Origin of the sequence: Paenibacillus hamazuiensis (assembly GCF_023276405.1) — a bacterium.
GTDB lineage: Bacteria > Bacillota > Bacilli > Paenibacillales > NBRC-103111 > Paenibacillus_AF > Paenibacillus_AF hamazuiensis.
The window spans coordinates 4,824,251-4,843,565 of record NZ_JALRMO010000001.1 but is presented as its reverse complement, the minus strand read 5'-3'; the positions used below and the strand labels follow the sequence as shown (position 1 = coordinate 4,843,565).

At 56.2% G+C, this 19,315-nt stretch carries 15 protein-coding genes; 10 read left to right on the top strand and 5 right to left on the bottom strand.

From position 1 onward, the window contains the following. The first annotated feature begins 337 nt into the window (after positions 1–337). Genes MYS68_RS20845 through MYS68_RS20835 form a run of 3 tightly spaced genes read left to right on the top strand, consistent with a single transcriptional unit; the run spans position 338 to position 3,776 of the window. On the top strand, positions 338–1,300 hold the full coding sequence (locus MYS68_RS20845) for a hypothetical protein (protein WP_248927692.1): 963 nt from the start codon (positions 338–340) through the stop codon (positions 1,298–1,300). 20 nt (positions 1,301–1,320) lie between these two features. Then, positions 1,321–2,679 (top strand): glycosyltransferase, encoded by a 1,359-nt coding sequence (locus MYS68_RS20840; protein ID WP_248927691.1) that lies wholly within the window; start codon positions 1,321–1,323, stop codon positions 2,677–2,679. 29 nt (positions 2,680–2,708) lie between these two features. Beyond that, the gene (locus MYS68_RS20835; protein ID WP_248927690.1) at positions 2,709–3,776 is read left to right on the top strand and encodes a glycosyltransferase family 2 protein; all 1,068 of its coding nucleotides are present in this window, start codon (positions 2,709–2,711) and stop codon (positions 3,774–3,776) included. A 458-nt stretch (positions 3,777–4,234) separates the two neighbouring features. Here the strand turns inward: MYS68_RS20835 and MYS68_RS20830 are convergent, their stop codons facing one another. From MYS68_RS20830 to rfbF, 3 genes are read right to left on the bottom strand one after another with little or no spacing between them, the layout of a single operon-like run. After that, positions 4,235–5,521, bottom strand: coding sequence for a glycosyltransferase family 4 protein (locus MYS68_RS20830; protein ID WP_248927689.1), 1,287 nt, complete (start codon positions 5,519–5,521; stop codon positions 4,235–4,237). Then, on the bottom strand, positions 5,518–6,654 hold the full coding sequence (gene rfbG / locus MYS68_RS20825; protein ID WP_248927688.1) for a CDP-glucose 4,6-dehydratase: 1,137 nt from the start codon (positions 6,652–6,654) through the stop codon (positions 5,518–5,520). Before rfbG ends, MYS68_RS20830 begins: the two co-directional genes overlap by 4 nt. Further along, positions 6,642–7,412 (bottom strand): glucose-1-phosphate cytidylyltransferase, encoded by a 771-nt coding sequence (gene rfbF / locus MYS68_RS20820; RefSeq protein WP_248927687.1) that lies wholly within the window; start codon positions 7,410–7,412, stop codon positions 6,642–6,644. Before rfbF ends, rfbG begins: the two co-directional genes overlap by 13 nt. A gap of 208 nt (positions 7,413–7,620) precedes the next feature. Here rfbF and MYS68_RS20815 point away from each other — a divergent pair, with 208 nt between their 5' ends. Next, entirely contained in the window at positions 7,621–8,823 is a 1,203-nt protein-coding gene (locus MYS68_RS20815; protein WP_248927686.1) for a glycosyltransferase family 4 protein, read from the top strand. Positions 8,824–8,825: 2 nt separating this feature from the next. After that, positions 8,826–9,350, top strand: coding sequence for a DUF4214 domain-containing protein (locus tag MYS68_RS20810; protein ID WP_248930971.1), 525 nt, complete (start codon positions 8,826–8,828; stop codon positions 9,348–9,350). A gap of 96 nt (positions 9,351–9,446) precedes the next feature. On the opposite strand, the gene MYS68_RS20805 is transcribed toward MYS68_RS20810, so the two are convergent. Both MYS68_RS20805 and MYS68_RS20800 read right to left on the bottom strand, forming a co-directional pair. After that, positions 9,447–10,778 carry an FkbM family methyltransferase gene (locus MYS68_RS20805; RefSeq protein WP_248927685.1) on the bottom strand — a complete coding sequence of 444 codons (1,332 nt, stop codon included), beginning with the start codon at positions 10,776–10,778 and terminating at the stop codon, positions 9,447–9,449. 45 nt (positions 10,779–10,823) lie between these two features. Next, on the bottom strand, positions 10,824–13,580 hold the full coding sequence (locus MYS68_RS20800) for a hypothetical protein (protein ID WP_248927684.1): 2,757 nt from the start codon (positions 13,578–13,580) through the stop codon (positions 10,824–10,826). A 662-nt stretch (positions 13,581–14,242) separates the two neighbouring features. Here MYS68_RS20800 and MYS68_RS20795 point away from each other — a divergent pair. The 5 genes from MYS68_RS20795 (at position 14,243) to MYS68_RS20775 (ending at position 19,312) form a co-directional block, all read left to right on the top strand. Then, on the top strand, positions 14,243–15,013 hold the full coding sequence (locus MYS68_RS20795) for a glycosyltransferase family 2 protein (protein WP_248927683.1): 771 nt from the start codon (positions 14,243–14,245) through the stop codon (positions 15,011–15,013). A 5-nt stretch (positions 15,014–15,018) separates the two neighbouring features. After that, positions 15,019–16,140: a glycosyltransferase family 2 protein gene (locus MYS68_RS20790; protein ID WP_248930970.1), complete on the top strand. Its 1,122-nt coding sequence runs from the start codon at positions 15,019–15,021 to the stop codon at positions 16,138–16,140. A 3-nt stretch (positions 16,141–16,143) separates the two neighbouring features. Beyond that, a complete protein-coding gene (locus MYS68_RS20785; RefSeq protein ID WP_248927682.1) occupies positions 16,144–16,875 on the top strand; it encodes a glycosyltransferase family 2 protein in 732 nt (243 codons plus the stop codon). A 76-nt stretch (positions 16,876–16,951) separates the two neighbouring features. Beyond that, positions 16,952–18,085 carry a CgeB family protein gene (locus MYS68_RS20780; protein ID WP_248927681.1) on the top strand — a complete coding sequence of 378 codons (1,134 nt, stop codon included), beginning with the start codon at positions 16,952–16,954 and terminating at the stop codon, positions 18,083–18,085. A gap of 36 nt (positions 18,086–18,121) precedes the next feature. Beyond that, positions 18,122–19,312 (top strand): CgeB family protein, encoded by a 1,191-nt coding sequence (locus MYS68_RS20775; RefSeq protein WP_248927680.1) that lies wholly within the window; start codon positions 18,122–18,124, stop codon positions 19,310–19,312. Positions 19,313–19,315: the final 3 nt, after the last annotated feature.

The window sequence follows — 19,315 nt, the reverse complement described above, 5'->3', positions numbered from 1 at the left end:
TCTCGTTTCACCGGCTTTGTGAACGCGTCCATTGGCCCTATTACCGTATAAAGGAGTGTGTGAAGAAATGAAGGTTCGCCGCCGCACCAGCAAAAAGGGTTCCCGCCTGAAGCGCGGTCTTAAGCGAAATACCGGCATAAAGTCAAGCAAAAGAACGCGGGGACTGAAAAGACTGAAAAACCGCAAGCCGGTTTTGCGAAGAAAAGGTTGGCTTCGCCGAAAGAGAGCGGCCAGACACCAACATGTCGCTCCGCCTATTCTTGCCCCCGTACTGACGGTTACGGAAGAGCCAGCTCCTCCCCCTCCCCCTGCTCCAGGCTACACGGGAGGACGCTCGATGATCGTATGTACCGTTACTTCGGCAAGCAACCTGCATCGGGCGAAAGTGATGGCCCGCTCCGTCAAGGAGCACGAGCCGCTCGCCAAAGTGGTCGTCTGCCTCGTGGAAGAATACGTCCATCCGCTGGCCGAGTCACCGTATTTTGACGAAATTGTGCTTGCGAGGGATATGGGCGTCCCCAATTTGCCGAAGCTGCTCTTCAAATATTCGGTAAGCGAAGGAACGACCGCGATGAAACCGTATCTCATCCAATATGCGATGCAGCGTTATGCGGACGAACGCGTTTTCCTGTATTTGGACACGGACATGAGGGCGTATCATCCGTTCGAAGAAATGTTCGAGCTGCTGGAGCAGCATTCCATTCTGATTACCCCGCACGTGCTGGAAGTGAGGGGGCATAATGACGGATATTTGCAGGCGGGCGTTTACAACTCGGGCATTTTGGCGTTCGCCAGGTCGGAAGCGACCGACAGATTCCTCGCCTGGTGGGGCGAAAAACTGTTCCATTACTGCTACTTTGACGATAAGTATTTCGCGGATCAAACGTGGCTCGATTTTGCGCCGGTTTATTTCGGAGCCTTCATCTGGAAACATCCGGGCTATAACATGGCGGCCTGGAACCTGTGCGAACGCGATTTTACCGGCATTGAAAACGGACGTTACCTCGTAAACGGCAGATCGCTCTGCCTGTTCCATTACTCCGGCCTGTGGGGACTTCTGCAGGAGTCTGTGAACGGCACCTATGCGGATCCCGCACATCCGTTTCACGGTTTGCTCACAGCGTACCAGCAGGAGCTGGAGGAGATGGGCAAAAGCGAATTCAAGGACATTTTCTGGAGCTACGATTTCTTCGCCAGCGGAGAGTTTATCGATCGGATCACCAAAAAGAAATACAAGGATAATCCCGATCAATATCAGCACATCACGAATCCGTTTGAAGCGACAAACAGCCATTTTTAAACGAAAGGAGGGTGCTTGACATGAAGGTGCGCATACATTCCGGAAAAACGCGGACCCCAAAGGCGCAGCCCGGCAAACGAAGAGGCAAGGCGTTTCGCAGGAAAAAGAAGCCGGCCGCAGCGGGCAAAGCCAATCGTTTGCGTAAACGGAGGCGGACCGTTTCGAAAAAAACGAAAAGGAAGCTCAGGAACGGAGGAATGCATGGAGCTGCTGTGTCCCTGGATCATCCGGCCCCTCTACCGGTCTCAGAAACCGCCATTTTGCGTACCTACCTGCCGGGCGTCAATCTGATCGGCACCTCGCGCGCCGAAAGCGGGATCGGGGAAAGCTGCAGGCTGGCCGCAAAGTCGCTTCAGACGACGAACATCCCGTACGGAATCAAAAACATTGCTTTTTCTCCTTCCCGAACCTCCGATGACTCGTGGGCCCATAAGGAAATCCCCGAGGCGATCTATAAGGTAAACATCATCCATATGAACGCCGACAGCCTGCAGGCGATCGACCGGAGCCTGCTTGAGGGCCGGTACAATATCGGCGTATGGCACTGGGAGCTTCCCGACTTTCCGAACGAATGGTTAGGAGCCTTTGATCTGGTTCGGGAGGTCTGGGCGCCGAGCAGGTTCATCCTCGAATCCGTTTCAAGAAAATCGACAGTCCCTGTTTTGCGCATACCCCATGGGATTGAGGTTTACGTTCCGGAAGGCATCGGACGGGATTTCTTCGGTTTGCCCGGAGGCCGCTTTCTGTTCCTCAGCATGTACGATACGTTCAGCTACGCCCAGCGGAAAAATCCCCACGGCGCAATCGAGGCATTCCAGAGCGCTTTCGCTCCGGACGATCCGGGTGTCGGGCTCGTCATTAAAGTCAATAACCCGCAGTCGGAGATCGTGGAAACGGCTGCGGCAGAGCTGCACAAGCTGAGGGAACGGGTTGCCGGTTGGAGCAATATTTTCCTGATCGAAGGCACACTCTCGCGGGCGGAAGTGAATGCGCTGATGAACGCGGCCGACTGTTTCGTATCGCTGCACCGTTCGGAAGGCTTCGGCCTCGGGCTGGCGGAATCGATGTATCTCGGGAAGCCGGTTATCGGCACGAACTGGTCCGGCAATACCGATTTTATGAACAGCATGAACTCGTGTACGGTTGACTATCGGCTCGTTCCGGTCGGCGTCGATTACGGACCGTATAAAGCATATCAATATTGGGCGGATCCCGATATCGAGCATGCGTCGCACTACATGCGCAGACTGGTTCAGGATGCGGCCTGGCGGGAGCTGATTGCAGGCAGAGGGCAAGCGACGGTCCGCAGCGAGTTCTCCCCCCAGGCGGCCGGGGCGTTGATGGCTCAACGGCTGCGACGCATGAAGCTGCTCGGCTGAGATGAGCCCGAAGGGATGAGAGATGCCGAATGTTGACAACCCCTGTTGCCTTATTCATCTTTAAAAGGCCGGAAACGACTGCCCGCGTATTTGAAGAGATCCGCAAAGCTCAGCCGCAAACGCTGTTTGTGATCGCCGACGGCCCCCGGGCCGATCGGCCCGGGGAGGCGGAGGAGTGCATGGCCGCCCGCGCTGTCGTCAGCCAGGTCGATTGGCCTTGCGATGTTCGCACGAATTTTTCGGACGTAAATCTCGGGTGCGACGTCCGCATTACGAGCGGGCTGGATTGGCTGTTTGGCCAGGTGGAGGAAGCGATCGTCCTGGAAGACGACTGTTTGCCCCATCCGACGTTTTTCCCGTTTTGCCAGGAGCTGCTCGAACATTACCGCCACGATTCCCGGGTGATGATGATCTCGGGAAACAACTTTCAGGCCGGCCGCAAACGGACCGGGGCGAGCTATTATTATTCCCGGCTGTTTCACATATGGGGCTGGGCGACCTGGCGCCGGGCATGGCAGCATTTCGACGCCGGCCTTGCCCGGTGGCCCGAAATACGCGGCGGGGGTTGGCTCGCCGACGTGCTGGCCGACCCGCTGGCGGCGCGTTTTTTCGGGTACATTTATGACAGATGCCACGCAGGGGAAATCAATCCCTGGGATTACAGATGGAATTTCTCCTGCTGGTTGCAAAACGGAGTCAGTATCGCGCCGAACGTGAATCTGGTGAGCAACATCGGCTTTGGAGCGGATGCGGTCCATGCCACGAATCCGGACGACAGGTTGGCCGAAATTCCGGTGCAGGCGATGGAATTTCCGCTTGCGCATCCGGGTTTTATGATTCCGGATACGGTGGCTGACCGGCGTACGATGCAGCAGCAGTTTTATTTGCCCGAGGATAAAGCGGGCCGGCATGGGGCCGCAGCGCAGACGGACCCGGTCGCCCCGACCGGGCAGCAGCCGGATAAGCCGCACGGGCGGGCCTCGGCGCGTGCGGGCAAGAAGCGGCGCCGTCACAGGCGGACCGCTCGCCGCTCCAGAACGGCCAGGCGCATGCGGCAAAAACGCCGGCCACCCCGGAAGCGCAGACGTCCTGTTTGACTCCACGCTTCCGGCGCTTCGGGCGGGAGGGCCGCCGGTTTTTTTCGAGGCGGGCCGCCAGGCGGTTCCGACATCGAAGAAAACCGCCTCCCGTTCCGGAGCTCCATACATATATACGGCTGCACCCGCACCTCATCGAACGTGGGCGGGTGCCCCCATACGGCAGTCACGATAAGACGGTTGTCCCATATTTGTGGGCAGTTTATTCCCGGAATCGTACTCGTACGAAACTGGCTTTTTTTCGCTAAGGAATTATGCCCGGCTGATTTTGTGGAAAACCGGGGGCTCCCCCAAAAGTACCAGGAATAGGCTGCAAAGGTTCACTTCACTTTTGGGGGATTTGTTCCGCATATTCGCTCCGCTGCGACCGGCGAAAGCAGCATCGCGCATCGAAGCGCGGAAGCTGCTTGCAGCCGGTTGCCCTGGAGCGATGCATGGTCGGCGGCGGCTAGTCTCAATCAGGCCGTTTTTTTAATTTTCCTCGAACCTCTGCCGGCGGGTCGGACGACAGCGGATTTCTTTCTTTTGGTCCGGGGAGCTTTGGCTTTATTCGCCGCCGGTTTGCCCGGCTGACGCCGGCTGGCCTGTTTTCCCGCCGCCTGCTTCCGGCTAAAGCGCAGCGATTTGTGGCTCCTTCCGCGTCTCCGCCCGGCATGCGAAACGACAGGAGGGGCGGGATTCGGCATAAGCGGAGCGGGGGGCGCATCAGTCGGCGGCATGGGCACGGGCTCCGGCTGCCCGGCAGCCGGGGTGCCGACAGCTTCCGCAGGCGCTGCCGCAGCCCGCGGAGTTTCCCGGATGACCTTGAGGTAGTAATCGACGTACCGTTCGGTCATGACTTCGGCGGAGAAACGGCTCACCACATACTGCCGCAAAGCGTAAGGAGAGATTTGCGGCACGTCGAAGAGCAGTTTATTCACCATTTCCTCGGGAGATCGGCATATCAATTGGGGAAAGCCGGCCATCACCTCGGGAACGGAGCCGGTGTTCAGAGCAAGCACCCGGGTGCCGCAAGCCATCGCCTCAATCATCACGAGGCCGAACGGCTCCTCCCATAGGCTGGGAAAGAGTACGCAGTCGGCGTGCTTCAATAAATCCTGCTTTTGCTGTCCGCCTACGGAACCGACGTAGATGAGATTCGGATTCGCGAGCAGACGCGGTTCGATCATTGTGCGGAACAGCTCAGGATCATGCTTAGGACCTGCAATGATCAGCCTTCGGTTTGTCCTTTCGGCGATATCGAGCGCGAGCAAAATGCCTTTTTCCCGAATGATTCTGCCCATGAACAGCAAATAATTGTCCTTCAGATCGGAAAACTGATACTGTTCGAACCTTAGCCCGTTATAGATGAAATGCCCTATGTTTTTGCCGGTTTGCTCAAGCGCCCTTCGGCTGACATACACCGGATGACGGACGCCGTTGTTGTTCGTCAAATGCATCGTGCAGACGGTCGGGATCGGCAAATTCATTTTCCCGATGGCGGAGGAAAACGTATGGTCGTGGATCAGATCGGCGCCCTCGGGGAGCGTCCCCAGGACGAATTTTCCGATATCCTCCTCGCTGATCGGCTGCTCCGGGTAGCTGATCAGCTTGCCGCTGCTGCTGCTGCCCGGAGGGGCGAATAAAATGACCTCATGCCCTTTGGCTGCCAAACCCTCCGTCAGCTCGTGTATGGCCCTCTCTGTGCCGCCGTCTCTCGGGGGAGGTACTGTTTCGCAATAAGGAGCCACATGGACGATTCTCATACGTGGGTTTCACCACCTGCTTGCCGATACTCTTCAATTTGCCGGAAAGAGATTTCCTCGAGATCGCGGCCATCTTTGAATGCACGCATCCATTCTGCAATTTTTCCGATCGCCGTTTGCAAATTCCAGCGCGGGTGCCAGCCGAGCTCAAGCTTTGCCTTGGAACAGTCCAGCTTCAAATAATGAGCTTCATGCAGACCGTCCGTTTTGTGTACGACGTAGGAGGCATTGCCTCCCCACTCGCTGCAGATTTGCCGGACGATCCATTCAACCGGCTTCGCGTCGTCGTCGCCGGGGCCGAAGTTCCAGCCCTGGGCATATTTCGCCCCGTTTTCCGTCAAACGCTGAGCCAGCAGCAGATAACCGCTCAGCGGCTCCAGCACGTGCTGCCACGGGCGAATCGCCTGAGGGTGGCGGATGACGACCGGATCGCCGTTCAGCAGCGCGCGAAAGCAGTCGGGGATGAGCCGGTCCGCCGCCCAGTCGCCGCCTCCGATCACGTTGCCGGCCCGGGCGGTTGCAACGCCGACTCCGTGCTGCGCATAATCGGCGGGATGGAAGAAGGAGCTGCGGAAAGCGGCCGTAGCGAGCTCGGAGCAGGCCTTGCTGTTCGAATACGGATCGTACCCTCCGAGCGGCTCGTATTCCCGGTAGCCCCAAGGCCATTCCTTATTCTCGTAGCATTTGTCCGTCGTTACGTTGACGACCGCTTTGACGGCTCCGCCCCGCTGCTTCACCTGCCGGACCGCATCCAGCAAATAAACGGTGCCGAGCACGTTCGTTTCATAAGTCTCCACCGGCATCCGGTATGAATCGCGAACGAGCGGTTGGGCAGCCATATGGATGACGACGTCGGGATCGGCCTTTTGCAGGGCGTCAAGCAAAAGGTTGCGGTCGCGAATATCGCCGGTCACCGAATTCACATACCGGGATATACCGGCTTCCTCGAACAAGCTCGGCCGGGTCGGCGGCTTCAGCGCGTAACCGGTCACCTCGGCGCCGAGCAGGTGAAGCCACATGCAGAGCCAGGAGCCCTTAAAACCGGTATGGCCTGTTACAAAAACGCGTTTGCCTTCCCAAAACGGCCGGGATGCGCCCGGTTCGGCGGCAAGTGGGGCGGTCACTTTTTCCATGGCGCATTCCCCGTTTGCCACAGCTCTTCCAAATAGTTTTTATCCCGCAGCGTATCCATCGGATGCCAAAACCCGTCGAATTTGTATGCGACGAGCTGGCGATCCTTGGCCAACCCTTCGAGCGGTTCTTTCTCCAGAACGGTGTGATCGCCTTCGATATATTCGAGCACTCCCGGTTCCATCACGAAAAATCCGCCGTTAATCCAGCTGTTGTCGCCTTTCGGCTTCTCTTGAAAGCCTTCGACGACATCGTGCTCGTTGATTTGCAGCGCTCCGAATCGCCCCGAAGGCTGGGTTGCCGTTAGGGTAGCCAGCTTCCCGTGCGATTTATGAAACTTGACCAGCTGTTGAATGTCGATGTTGGCTAAGCCATCGCCGTAGGTGAGCATAAACGTCTCGTCTCCGATATATTCGGCGACCCGTTTGATCCTGCCGCCGGTCAGCGTATCTTTCCCGGTCTCCACAAGCGTCACTTTCCATGGCTCGGCGGCGCTTCGGTGAATGATCGCTTCATTTCCCCCCCTGAAATCGAAAGTGACATGAGACTGGTTCATGAAGTAATGCGAGAAATATTCAATAACGACATTGCTTTTATAACCGAGGCAGATGACAAAATCGTTAAATCCGTAATGGGAATAGATCTTCATGATGTGCCAGAGTATCGGTTTTTCTCCGATTTCAATCATTGGCTTGGGCTTGGAATGGGACTCTTCGCTGATTCGCGTGCCGAGTCCGCCAGCCAAGATGACAACCTTCATTCAGGCATCTTCCTTTCCTGTAATAATCAAAACCTATAAGTAATTCTATGTGCGTGTACCAAGCATTGCTTGTTGAACAAACCTATCTTTGCAAAGTTATGCGTTTGTCTTCCGGTTAAACGTCTATACGGATGGGGCAATGTATTCATATTTTATAAAGATCAAGAGATTAAAGGACAGATGCACAGTTCAGCAGGGCGGTGACAGTATGAAAATCGGGGTTTTATGTACGTATCCCGTCTTTGCGGCCGGGCAGGGCGGGCAGCTTCGGACTAACCGGATATGCCGTCGGCTTGGCCGCCGGCACGAGGTGACGATTGTAAGCCAAAACCAGTCTTTGTTTCAAGTGACCCGGCAAGAGCAGGGGTTTAAGGAAATTTGCATTCCGGTAAGCCGCAGCGTGATGGAAAATATCGCATCCTGGCAAATGGGAATGGACGTCTCCGTATCCGACATCGTGATGTCCATGCCGTCCGGCGTCACTCCGGGATTTCGGTCTGCTGCCGACCGGGTGATGAGCGAATCGGATGTGCTCATTGCCTCCCATCCTTATTTGTTCCATTTAATGCAAAAATACGAAGGCCATAAAAAAATTATTTATGACGCTCATAACGTCGAATACGATTTGAAATGCTCCATTCTCCCGGAGGGCACCGCTTCCGATCGTTTGCTGGCTCAAGTGCTGTATGCCGAGCGGGAGGCGGTCTTGAAGAGCGACGAAATATGGGCGTGTTCCTCCGAGGACAAAAATCGGCTGGAGCGGCTGTATTCGGTGCCCGGGCGAAAAATCCGCATTGTGCCGAACGGAGTGGACGTGCGGGAGTTTCCTTTTTACGACGGCGCCTCCAAGCAAAGCTTCAAACATTCCCTCGGCCTCGGCGGCAAAACCGTCGTCGCGTTCATCGGCAGCCTGCATAAGCCGAACATTGAGGCCGCGGAGCAAGTCATTGCATTTGCGAAACAGCTGCCGGATACGCTGTTTATGATGATGGGGGCCGTCTGCGATGCGGTCCGCCGAAGTCCGGTTCCGGCCAACGTCGTTCTTGCCGGGCAGGTGGATGACGAGCTGAAGCGGACCGTTTATCTTGCAGCCGATATCGCCATCAATCCGATGATCACCGGATCCGGATCCAATTTGAAAATGGCCGAATATATGGCTGCAGGTTTGGCTGTTGTTTCGACCCCTGTCGGAGCCAGAGGGTACAGGGTGGAAGATGGCGTACAAGCGCTGATCCGACCTCTTGCCGAATTTCCGGAGACGATATATGAGCTTAAAAAAGACGTTTCCTTGCGCTGGAGGCTATCCACCGCCGGAAGGGCCTATGCCGAACGGTACTTTTCGTGGGATGTGACGGCGGCCGATGTGGAGGAGTCGGTATCCGGCTGGAACGAGGGAGGGAGCGGGTCGTGAGAATGATACAGATGCTTCACAAGCTGTTTCATATCGGTTCGGATATGGAGTACATCGAGCAGCTGTATTGGGAACTGCTTCACCGGGATCCCGATCCGGAAGGGCGGCAGGCTCATGCCGCCGGTCTGAAAGGGCACGTATCCCGAATGAGATTGTTTGAAGCGGTCGTCCTCAGCGAGGAGGCTGCCGATATGGCCTCACGGTTTCAGCTCGCCAATATGGCCTACGAAGCGCCGACCATAGGCACATTGCTCCATAAGCTGCTGCAGCAAAACAACGAGCAGTACGTGATAGGACTTTACCGCGAACTGCTGTGCCGGGAACCGGACCCGGAAAGCTTTGCCCGCCATACATTAGCGTTAGCTTCCGGCGACTCGAGGCTGATCGTGTTTTGCCAATTTGCCGCTTCGGACGAATGCATGCGGCTTTTGTCCTTGCCGAGCTCCCGGCCTCTCGCGCATAAAATACTCGCTCATATTCTTTCTGTGCACAGGGGAAGTCAGGAAGCGGAATTCAACCGATTTTAGCCAAGCAACCGGCTGCCGAACCGGAACGTTTTAACGTATGAGGCGATCAAATAAATACCTCCTAGCTCACCGTTATGGTGGACTAGGAGGTTTTTTTCAATTCGGATGAGTTTCTCTTTCTACCCGTAAATCGGAACTCGCGAACAGCACGGTTTCCTGCGCATAAATCGTATTGTGTCCCAGATAGAATCGGTAGCCCAAGTCAAGACCATTAAGATATTTGGCAATATTGTCAAAATCGCCGATTTGGTGGTAAATCGTGACGGCCAGCTTCGGTTTGAACCTCTTTAAAGTTTGTTCGGCTCCCAAAAGAGCGTGCAGCTCCGCTCCTTCAATATCCATTTTGATAAAATCCACCCTGGAAAGACGATAGCGGGAAACGATTTCGTCAATCGTTATCGTGGTTGTTTCCTCATTTACCTGGTCCGTCTTGAAAAATGAGACGAAGCTGCCCGGACCTTGATCCTTATAATGCAGCAATTGGTTAGGAACATTCCAAAGCGGATGTTCCACTATGGTAATTTTGTCCCGTAGGTGCGGGTTGAGATTCAGATTGGTTTCCATGATTTCCAGGTTGCTGGGAATAAATTCGATGGTATACACATGTCCGGAGTTTCCGATTTCGTCTGCGAAAAAAAGGGCGGTATCGCCAAAGCATCCTCCCGCATCAATGACTATATCACCCGGATCCGTTTTTACAGGAGGGTCTGTTTTATCGTACACATATTGTTTTTCAAGAAATGTTGCGCTTAGGCCGATAGGGAAACAATACAGCTCGAGGTTGTACCCTAGAGGAAGCAAATGAAAATGGTTTAAGTCCCATTGATGGAACTTCGTTTTGAGCGTATTCGCGGAACATATCAATTTTTTAATAAATTGCCGCCTTCTCCAATATTCGGGGTTGTTTAAAGGAAGTTTCACTTTTTTATTTCCGAGTATTCGGAATGCCAAAACTTTAAGCAGCAATTCGCGCGAGGCTTGATCCGCAAGACAGTCGTAAAGGTTTGCGATTCCTTGCAGATGGTTGCGGATTCCCCGTTTTTCCGCTTCCGTATTAAGGACAATGGTATCTCTGACAGGTACCCGCATGAATTCAAATAACTCAATATCGATATTGTACACATAGTCATTTGCTGAGTGATGAAGCACCTCTTTGAGCAGCACATCTAAAAACTCGGTTGAAGGCTCTTCGTCCGTGAAATCAGTTTGAATGCGCCTTTCCGTTTCAAGAATCTTCGATTTTATGAGTTCCTTTTCCCCAGAGCTGCCGGACATCTCCAAAGCCTTGGAATAATACAACCTGGCTTCGGTAAATCGCCCCTGCGAGCTGCAAATATCCCCCAGCTGAAGCAGTAAGCTCCCATTCATGCCATCGAATATGACTGTTTCCTTTAAGGTTTTTTCGATGGCTTCGGTATCTTCCTGCATAGTTTTTTCACAACCTTCCGGATTTTTTCTTTTTAAGGGACAGCTTTAGTATTGATCATACCAATTTATGCACCGGCAAAAAGTTATGTGTGGTACATACGTATGGGGAAAGAACCTTGATTTCCAAGTGACTGGTTTTTTTAAAAAAAAAGCTGTCGAGACGGAGCCTCGACAGCCGATAATATTGTGACTCTTTTCTAACAAGCGAAGATTATCATGGGGGACCTTGGTCACCTTGAGGTCCTTGAACGCCTTGAGGCCCTTGGTCGCCCTGAGGTCCTTGGTCGCCTTGAGGTCCTTGGTCGCCTTGAGGTCCTTGAACACCCTGAGGTCCTTGGTCGCCTTGAGGTCCTTGAACGCCCTGAGGTCCTTGGTCGCCCTGAGGTCCTTGGTCGCCCTGAGGTCCTTGAACGCCTTGAGGTCCTTGAACGCCCTGAGGTCCTTGAACGCCCTGAGGTCCTTGAACGCCTTGAGGTCCTTGGTCACCTTGAGGTCCTTGGTCGCCCTGAGGTCCTTGGTCGCCTTGAGGTCCTTGGTCACCTTGAGGTCCTTGGTCGCCCTGAGGTCCTTGGTCGCCTTGAGGTCCTTGAACGCCTTGAGGTCCTTGGTCGCCCTGAGGTCCTTGGTCGCCCTGAGGTCCTTGAACGCCCTGAGGTCCTTGGTCGCCTTGAGGTCCTTGGTCACCCTGAGGTCCTTGAACGCCCTGAGGTCCTTGGTCACCTTGAGGTCCTTGAACGCCCTGAGGTCCTTGGTCGCCTTGAGGTCCTTGAACGCCTTGAGGTCCTTGAACGCCTTGAGGTCCTTGGTCACCCTGAGGTCCTTGGTCACCCTGAGGTCCTTGAACGCCTTGAGGTCCTTGGTCGCCTTGAGGTCCTTGAACGCCTTGAGGTCCTTGGTCGCCTTGAGGTCCTTGAACGCCTTGAGGTCCTTGGTCACCTTGAGGTCCTTGGTCACCCTGAGGTCCTTGAACGCCCTGAGGCCCTTGGTCGCCTTGAACGCCCTGAGGTCCTTGAACGCCTTGAGGTCCTTGGTCGCCCTGAGGTCCTTGAACGCCCTGAGGCCCTTGGTCGCCTTGAACGCCCTGAGGTCCTTGAACGCCTTGAGGTCCTTGGTCACCCTGAGGTCCTTGGTCACCCTGAGGTCCTTGAACGCCTTGAGGTCCTTGATCGCCCTGAGGTCCTTGGTCACCTTGAGGTCCTTGAACGCCCTGAGGTCCTTGGTCGCCTTGAACGCCCTGAGGTCCTTGAACGCCTTGAGGTCCTTGGTCGCCTTGAGGTCCTTGAACGCCCTGAGGTCCTTGAACGCCTTGAACGCCCTGAGGTCCTTGGTCGCCTTGAGGTCCTTGAACGCCTTGAGGTCCTTGGTCGCCCTGAGGTCCTTGAACGCCCTGAGGTCCTTGGTCACCCTGAGGTCCTTGAACGCCCTGAGGTCCTTGGTCGCCTTGAACGCCTTGAGGTCCTTGGTCGCCTTGAGGTCCTTGAACGCCCTGAGGTCCTTGGTCGCCTTGAACGCCCTGAGGTCCTTGGGCGCCCTGAGGTCCTTGAACGCCCTGAGGTCCTTGGTCGCCTTGAGGTCCTTGAACGCCTTGAGGTCCTTGGTCGCCTTGAGGTCCTTGAACGCCTTGAGGTCCTTGGTCGCCTTGAACGCCCTGAGGTCCTTGGTCGCCTTGAGGTCCTTGAACGCCTTGAGGTCCTTGGTCGCCTTGAGGTCCTTGAACGCCCTGAGGTCCTTGGTCGCCTTGAACGCCTTGAGGTCCTTGGTCGCCTTGAGGTCCTTGAACGCCCTGAGGTCCTTGGTCGCCTTGAACGCCCTGAGGTCCTTGGTCGCCTTGAGGTCCTTGAACGCCTTGAGGTCCTTGGTCGCCTTGAGGTCCTTGAACGCCCTGAGGTCCTTGGTCACCCTGAGGTCCTTGAACGCCCTGAGGTCCTTGGTCACCTTGAGGTCCTTGAACGCCTTGAGGTCCTTGAACGCCTTGAGGTCCTTGGTCGCCCTGAGGTCCTTGAACGCCCTGAGGCCCTTGGTCTCCCTGAGGTCCTTGAACGCCTTGAGGTCCTTGGTCGCCCTGAGGTCCTTGAACGCCTTGAGGTCCTTGAACACCTTGAGGTCCTTGGTCGCCCTGAGGTCCTTGAACGCCTTGAGGTCCTTGGTCGCCTTGAGGTCCTTGGTCACCTTGAGGTCCTTGAACGCCCTGAGGTCCTTGGTCGCCTTGAGGTCCTTGAACGCCCTGAGGTCCTTGAACGCCTTGAGGTCCTTGGTCACCCTGAGGTCCTTGAACGCCCTGAGGTCCTTGAACGCCCTGAGGTCCTTGGTCGCCTTGAACGCCCTGAGGTCCTTGAACGCCCTGAGGTCCTTGAACGCCTTGAGGTCCTTGAACGCCTTGAGGTCCTTGAACGCCCTGAGGTCCTTGGTCACCTTGAGGTCCTTGAACACCTTGAGGTCCTTGAACGCCCTGAGGTCCTTGGTCGCCTTGAACGCCCTGAGGTCCTTGAACGCCTTGAGGTCCTTGAACGCCCTGAGGTCCTTGAACGCCTTGAGGCCCTTGGTCGCCTTGAGGTCCTTGAACGCCCTGAGGTCCTTGAACACCTTGAGGTCCTTGGTCACCTTGAGGTCCTTGAACGCCTTGAGGTCCTTGAACGCCTTGAGGCCCTTGGTCGCCTTGAGGTCCTTGAACGCCCTGAGGTCCTTGAACACCTTGAGGTCCTTGAACGCCTTGGTCACCTTGAGGTCCTTGAACACCTTGAGGTCCTTGAACGCCTTGAGGTCCTTGAACGCCTTGAGGTCCTTGTGGCCCTGCCGGCCCAACCTCCCCGGATGTCCTTGCACCTTCGAAATGAGTATACATTGGATTCGTTACAACCCTAACGGTACCGGCGTTGGGTTGGAGAAATAACCTCACGCTGTCGCCTGGTGCAAGATTCATTTGAGCAGTGAAGTTTGCCACAAACGGCAGTTCGAGGTCGTCCGGGTCTCTGTCTACCAAAGTTGCAGAGGTGTTAGGTCCCACCAGCGCGAGCGCAACAAATTCAACGGAAGGATCTGCCGCCATCAAGAGGCTGACGCTGAACGTATATACGCCGCCCTGGCTGGATACGAATGTGGACGTAGCCGGGTTATATTCGCCGTTTAGATCGTACTCCACCGCTGCAAAGCTTACGAAGAACGGTCCGGCAGGCGTAAATAGTTGATCGAAATTTGCTGAAGCCCTAAAAGCGGATTCGGCCAAATGGATTTCACCTCCGAATATGGAATAGCCTCATTTTCTGAAAACAACTCAGGATCATGAAGCCTTCTAACATGATATGTGGCAATGCGGTACCAGCCTCGGCGGTTGCAGAGGTCAATTCGTATATTTTGGAGAGGCCTATTTTGCAATGATGGAACGTTAGCCCTGTCTCCCCCGGCAAAAATACATAAAATGAAGAAGGCGATAAGGCATCTATACTTGGAACAGGAGCTGAGGACACGTGGCAAAGCAGCAGAAGCAAAGCCCGTATCGCAACAAACCGAACCCTAAAGTGTCGGTGGTCATTCCTGTTTTTAACGAAAAAAAAACGCTGGGGCAGGTGCTTCGCGAGGCTTACCGCGTTCACCGGGATATGGAGGTGATAGTCGTTGCCAACGGCTCCACCGACGGTACTCGGGAGCTCGCCGAACGTTCCGGGGCGAAGGTGATCAGCTTCCGGGAGACGCTCGGTCACGATGTCGGCCGGAGCATCGGGGCCGGCGAAGCCAGGGGGGAAATCGTGCTGTTCCTCGACGGGGACATGGTCATTGCGGCGGCGGAGCTGATTCCGTTTATCCGAGCGGTTGAGCAGGGGGTAGACGTGGCGCTGAATCGGCATTCCGGGGTAACCGACCGCAAGGACGTGCATCAGGTCGTTGCCGCAAAGCACGCGCTTAATGCGATGATCGGGCGCCTCGATCTTGCAGGCGCGTCGCTTACGGCCGTTCCTCATGCGTTAAGCCGGCGAGCCCTTGATGTCATCGGCACGGAACATCTCTCCGTCCCGCCCAAAGCGCAGATGATTGCTGCGATCCGGGGACTCCGTATAGAGGCTGTTCACCATATCAACGTGAGGAAGCTCAACCCGGTGCGAAGAAGAAGCCGGTTTAAAGACCCTGTGGGCGATTTGATCGTCGGTGATCATTTGGAAGCGATCCGCTGGCTGACGGAGAATCGGGACCTTAGGGGCGGCAAGCCGGATTTGGGCCGGAAAAGGGAGATTGTGAGGTGACCGTGATGAAAACGCGCGTACCCCGAAAAGCGGGCAAAAGAAGTAACGCTCGCCGGGAAGCGAGGCAGCGGGTAAGCCTTGTGAAGCGGAGACCGCGGGTCACGGGGCGGAAGCGGCCGGCGAAGCGGGTGTATACGGTCCAAAGTGAAGCGGCATGGCGGCAATGGGGCCTGCAGGCGGGCGAGCAGGATGCCGGCCTTTATTCCATCGAAGGCGAAGGATACCAGAAAAAAGCGTTAAACCGTTACTGGGTGGAACGCGTGAGAAAGGAACAACTGCATTTTAAGACTTGGGAGCATTACTGGGAAGCCGTTAAGGGATATCTCGAAGGTTACGGGCGGAAGTCCGGCATCGCCACTTACGATTGGATGCTTATGCCTACGGACAAGACCGTATCCGCCGTAATGGCCGTAATGAACGAGGAAAAATCGGTGATGGAGGTTCTTCACGAGCTGCACCGGCTTCCGCTGGAGGAAATCATCATCGTGGTAAACGGTACTTCGGACAGCTCGTTCCGGAGTGTGCGGGAAGGCTCCAGCGCTTTGATCGTGCATTATGATGAGCCGCTTGGTTACGATGTCGGCAGAGCGGTCGGGGCGAAGCTGGCCAGCTCGGAAATCGTGTTGTTTCTGGACGGGGACATTCCGGTTCCGGCAGAGCAGCTGATCCCGTTCATCGCCGCCGTCGACCGGGGCACCGACGTCGCTCTTAACCGGATATCCCCTTTTTTGGGCACTTTCGATCAGTGGGATTCCGTCAGTATGATGAAGCAATTTCTAAACCGTATCCTCGGCAGGTCGGATTTGTCCGCGGATTCGCTGACCGCCGTTCCCCATGCGATATCGAGGAAGGCACTCGATACGATCGGCGCCGGAGCGCTGATGGTTCCGCCCAAAGCTCAGGCGCTCGCGATCGCTAAAGGTTTGAAGGTGCAATCACCGTGGAGCGTTGACGTCGTATTCCATAACAAGACGAAGCCGCTCAATACGGGAAGGCATAATCCAGTCGAAGAGATGATCGTCGGTGATCATATTGAGGCGATCGTCACGATGCAGGAGCTCGCCGGAGAACGGCTTGCTTTTCCCGATACTATTCGAAGAAGACATTATGCCGGACGGAGGGGGTAGCCATTGCAAAAGGCAAGCATCATTATTCCGAACCGGAACGGACTGTCTTATTTGCAGCAATGCATCGCCTCCATCGTACGGCATACGGACGTTCCCTATGAAATTATCGTCGTCGACAACGGCTCGAAGGACGGGTCCGTGGAATACTGCCTTAAAGAGCGCAGAAAGGTCCGGCTGGTGTCCGTTCCGTTCAATCGCGGGTTTCCGGGCGCATGCAATTTGGGCCTGAAGCTCGCATCGGGCGACGCGATGCTGCTGCTGAACAACGACGTCATCGTGACGCCGAACTGGCTGTCCAATCTGATGAGATGTCTTTACAGCAGCAGGGAAACCGGTATTGTCGGCCCGACGACGAATTACGCGAGCGGCAGGCAAAGGGTGGATTCCCCTTACGGAAGCCCGGAGCTGGCGGCGCAAGCACCCAATATTCCGGATGCCGGCAAATGGCAGACCGTGCCGAGGCTGGTCGGGTTTTGCTTTCTTATAAAACGCGAGCTGATGGAAACGATCGGGCTTCTGGACGAACAGTTCGCACCGGGCCATTTTGAGGACGACGATTATTGCTTCAGGGCGAGGCTGGCCGGGTTTCAGCTGAAAATCGCAGGAGATACGTTTGTGTATCACCATGGCAGCGCCAGCTTCGGCCAGGAAAGCGAGCAGGTGAAGTCGCTGATCCGCCGCAATTACGACAAATTCGTCGCAAAGTGGGGGTTCGATCCGCACAGCCTTATTTAACGCAAGGGGCAGCTTGACGAAGGTTATTTCTTAATTATAGAGGAGAATGTGTCAGGTAAACGAAAGGGGGAGGCCGGTGGGACAAAGCAGAAGAAAGCATGGCAAAGTCCGCACAACCCGCCCGGCTGTCTCCGGGCGGGACGGCTTTGCGGACGGGCTAAGAGAAGGGTTAAGGCAAGGAGAGGCGTACGGCTACCACGTCGGGGCGTGCGCAAGGATTTGTCAAACAATCCCGCAGGATGGGCGGGCGATGCGGGATGTTCGCGTGTTTTACGTGAAGGAAGGGTTCGCTTCGCTGGATCGCGGAATCATTCATGCGCTTCAGAAACTGGTCAGGGAAGTGGTGCCGCTGCACGAAGCGGACGATGCGGCGGGGCTTGCGCTGCGGCATCGTCCCGACCTCGTGCTCGTGCTGAACGGCACGCGTTTCCCGGTCAGCCAAGCCGATGCGCTGCGGGCTCAGGGGATCCGGGTCGCACTCTGGCTGGTCGACGACCCGTACCATACCGATCTGAGCAGCGTTACGGCGCCGCATTACGATATCGTGTTCACGCATGAGCTCGGCTGCGTGGAGTTTTACCGGCAGCTTGGCTGCCCGCAGGTGCATTACATGCCGCTGGCCGCCGGGCCGGAAACGTATTTTCCGAGAAGGGTGGACGCAGAATACCGCACGGACATTTGCTTTATCGGCAATGCATTCCGGAACCGGCTGGCGTTTATCGACGAGATCGCCCCCTTCTTGGCGGATAAAAAGGTGCTGATCGCCGGTTGGTGGTGGGATCGGCTTTCCCGGTTCGAGCTGCTGCGGGATAAAATCCGGCTGAATACCGACTGGTTGTCTCCGGAGGAAACCTGCAGCTATTACAACGGCGCGAAAATCGTCGTGAACCTGCACCGCGCGGATGACGATCCGTCCAACTTCAACAGCCGGGGCATCGCGGGGGTTTCCGTCAATCCGCGAACGTACGAGATTGGCGCGTGCGGTTCGTTCCAATTGAGCGATCTGCGCGGGGACACGGCCAGCCTGTACCGCCCGGGCGTGGAAATCGCGACATATTCTTCACCGGCGGAATTCATCAGTATAGCCGCATATTATCTTGAGCATGAGCGGGAGCGCGAAGGCATCGCGCTGCGGGGGCTGCGCAGAACGCTGGAGGAGCATACGTACGCGAAGCGGCTTGACTCGCTGCTTGAAGTCGCGCTGGCTTGACCGGCCCCGTTTACGCACGCAGAGGGGGATAGGATAATGACGAAGACGCGCTCATCCAGGAGGCGTTTGCCCGGGCCCGCCCGCAGGAAGGCGAAGCGGAAGAAATCCGCAGGAGCAAGGCGGCAAAGCGAGGCCTATCTCGCCGGCTGGCGGGCGGCGTACCCGCTTGGCTTATCTTACGGCCGCCGTGTCGGCGCTTGTGAAGCGGTTGCCGGCGGGGCAGCCGCAAAGATGACGGAGGCCCGGGTTTGGCCGGTACGCCTGCTGTTCGTGGTTTCCGGCCAGGGAGACCCTTACGCCGCGATCGAACGCGGGCTGCTGGCCAGCTTAAAGCCGCTGGTTGCGGAGGTGATCGCCGTCAGCCCGTTCGACAACGTCGTGCAGACGGCAATGAACGCAAAGCCCGATCTGGTGCTGGTGTTTAACGGCTTAAACTATGTGCATGGCGATACGGTTCAAGCGATTCGCGACTCCGGCATCCGCACGGCGGTCTGGTTTACCGACGACCCGTATTACGCCGATTTGTCCGGCGACATCGCGCTTCGCTACGACGTCGCGTTTACGCAGGAAATCAGCTGCGTGGAGTTTTACCGTAATCTCGGCTGTCCCGAGGTGCATTATTTGCCGCTCGGCGTCGCCGAGAGCATATACCGGCCCGTCCGGGCGGCTGCCGGCTTTCATACCGATATTTGCTTCCTGGGCAGCGGGTACCGGAACCGGATTGCGTTATTCGACGAGCTGGCCCCTTACGTGGCAGGCAAAAAGACACTGATTGCCGGCCGCTGGTGGGAGCGTCTGCAGCGCTACGATATGCTGAGAGAAGCGATTCGCGGCGACGAGGATTGGCTGTCTCCGGCGGATACTTGCGCGTATTATAATGGCGCGAAAATCGTGATCAACTATCATCGCGCTTATGACGACGACGAAATCAATGCCAACCGGCGAAGGCTGCCGGCTCTTTCCCCCAACCCCCGCACTTTCGAGATTGCAGCCTGCGGGGCGTTCCAAATCGTGGATGCGAGGGAGGATTTGGCCCGGTTTTACGTGCCGGGGCAGGAGATAGAAACGTTCTCCTCGGCGGAGGAGCTGGCGGCCAAACTGGATTATTATTTGGCGAACGAGGAAGCACGATGCCGGATCGCCTTAAACGGGCTGGCCCGCACTTTCCGGGAACATACGTACCGGTCGCGGCTGCAGGCGCTTTTGACGCTGGCATTCGGACCGTGACTC

Excerpts from the sequence above, each read along its gene's own strand:
- MYS68_RS20790 (WP_248930970.1), top strand. The coding sequence starts at position 15,019 with ATGAAAACGCGCGTACCCCGAAAAGCGGGCAAAAGAAGTAACGCTCGC.
- MYS68_RS20815 (WP_248927686.1), top strand. The coding sequence starts at position 7,621 with ATGAAAATCGGGGTTTTATGTACGTATCCCGTCTTTGCGGCCGGGCAG.
- rfbG (WP_248927688.1), bottom strand. The coding sequence starts at position 6,654 with ATGGAAAAAGTGACCGCCCCACTTGCCGCCGAACCGGGCGCATCCCGG.
- MYS68_RS20810 (WP_248930971.1), top strand. The coding sequence starts at position 8,826 with ATGATACAGATGCTTCACAAGCTGTTTCATATCGGTTCGGATATGGAG.
- MYS68_RS20835 (WP_248927690.1), top strand. The coding sequence starts at position 2,709 with ATGTTGACAACCCCTGTTGCCTTATTCATCTTTAAAAGGCCGGAAACG.
- MYS68_RS20845 (WP_248927692.1), top strand. The coding sequence starts at position 338 with ATGATCGTATGTACCGTTACTTCGGCAAGCAACCTGCATCGGGCGAAA.
- MYS68_RS20805 (WP_248927685.1), bottom strand. The coding sequence starts at position 10,778 with ATGCAGGAAGATACCGAAGCCATCGAAAAAACCTTAAAGGAAACAGTC.
- rfbF (WP_248927687.1), bottom strand. The coding sequence starts at position 7,412 with ATGAAGGTTGTCATCTTGGCTGGCGGACTCGGCACGCGAATCAGCGAA.
- MYS68_RS20840 (WP_248927691.1), top strand. The coding sequence starts at position 1,321 with ATGAAGGTGCGCATACATTCCGGAAAAACGCGGACCCCAAAGGCGCAG.
- MYS68_RS20830 (WP_248927689.1), bottom strand. The coding sequence starts at position 5,521 with ATGAGAATCGTCCATGTGGCTCCTTATTGCGAAACAGTACCTCCCCCG.
- MYS68_RS20775 (WP_248927680.1), top strand. The coding sequence starts at position 18,122 with ATGACGAAGACGCGCTCATCCAGGAGGCGTTTGCCCGGGCCCGCCCGC.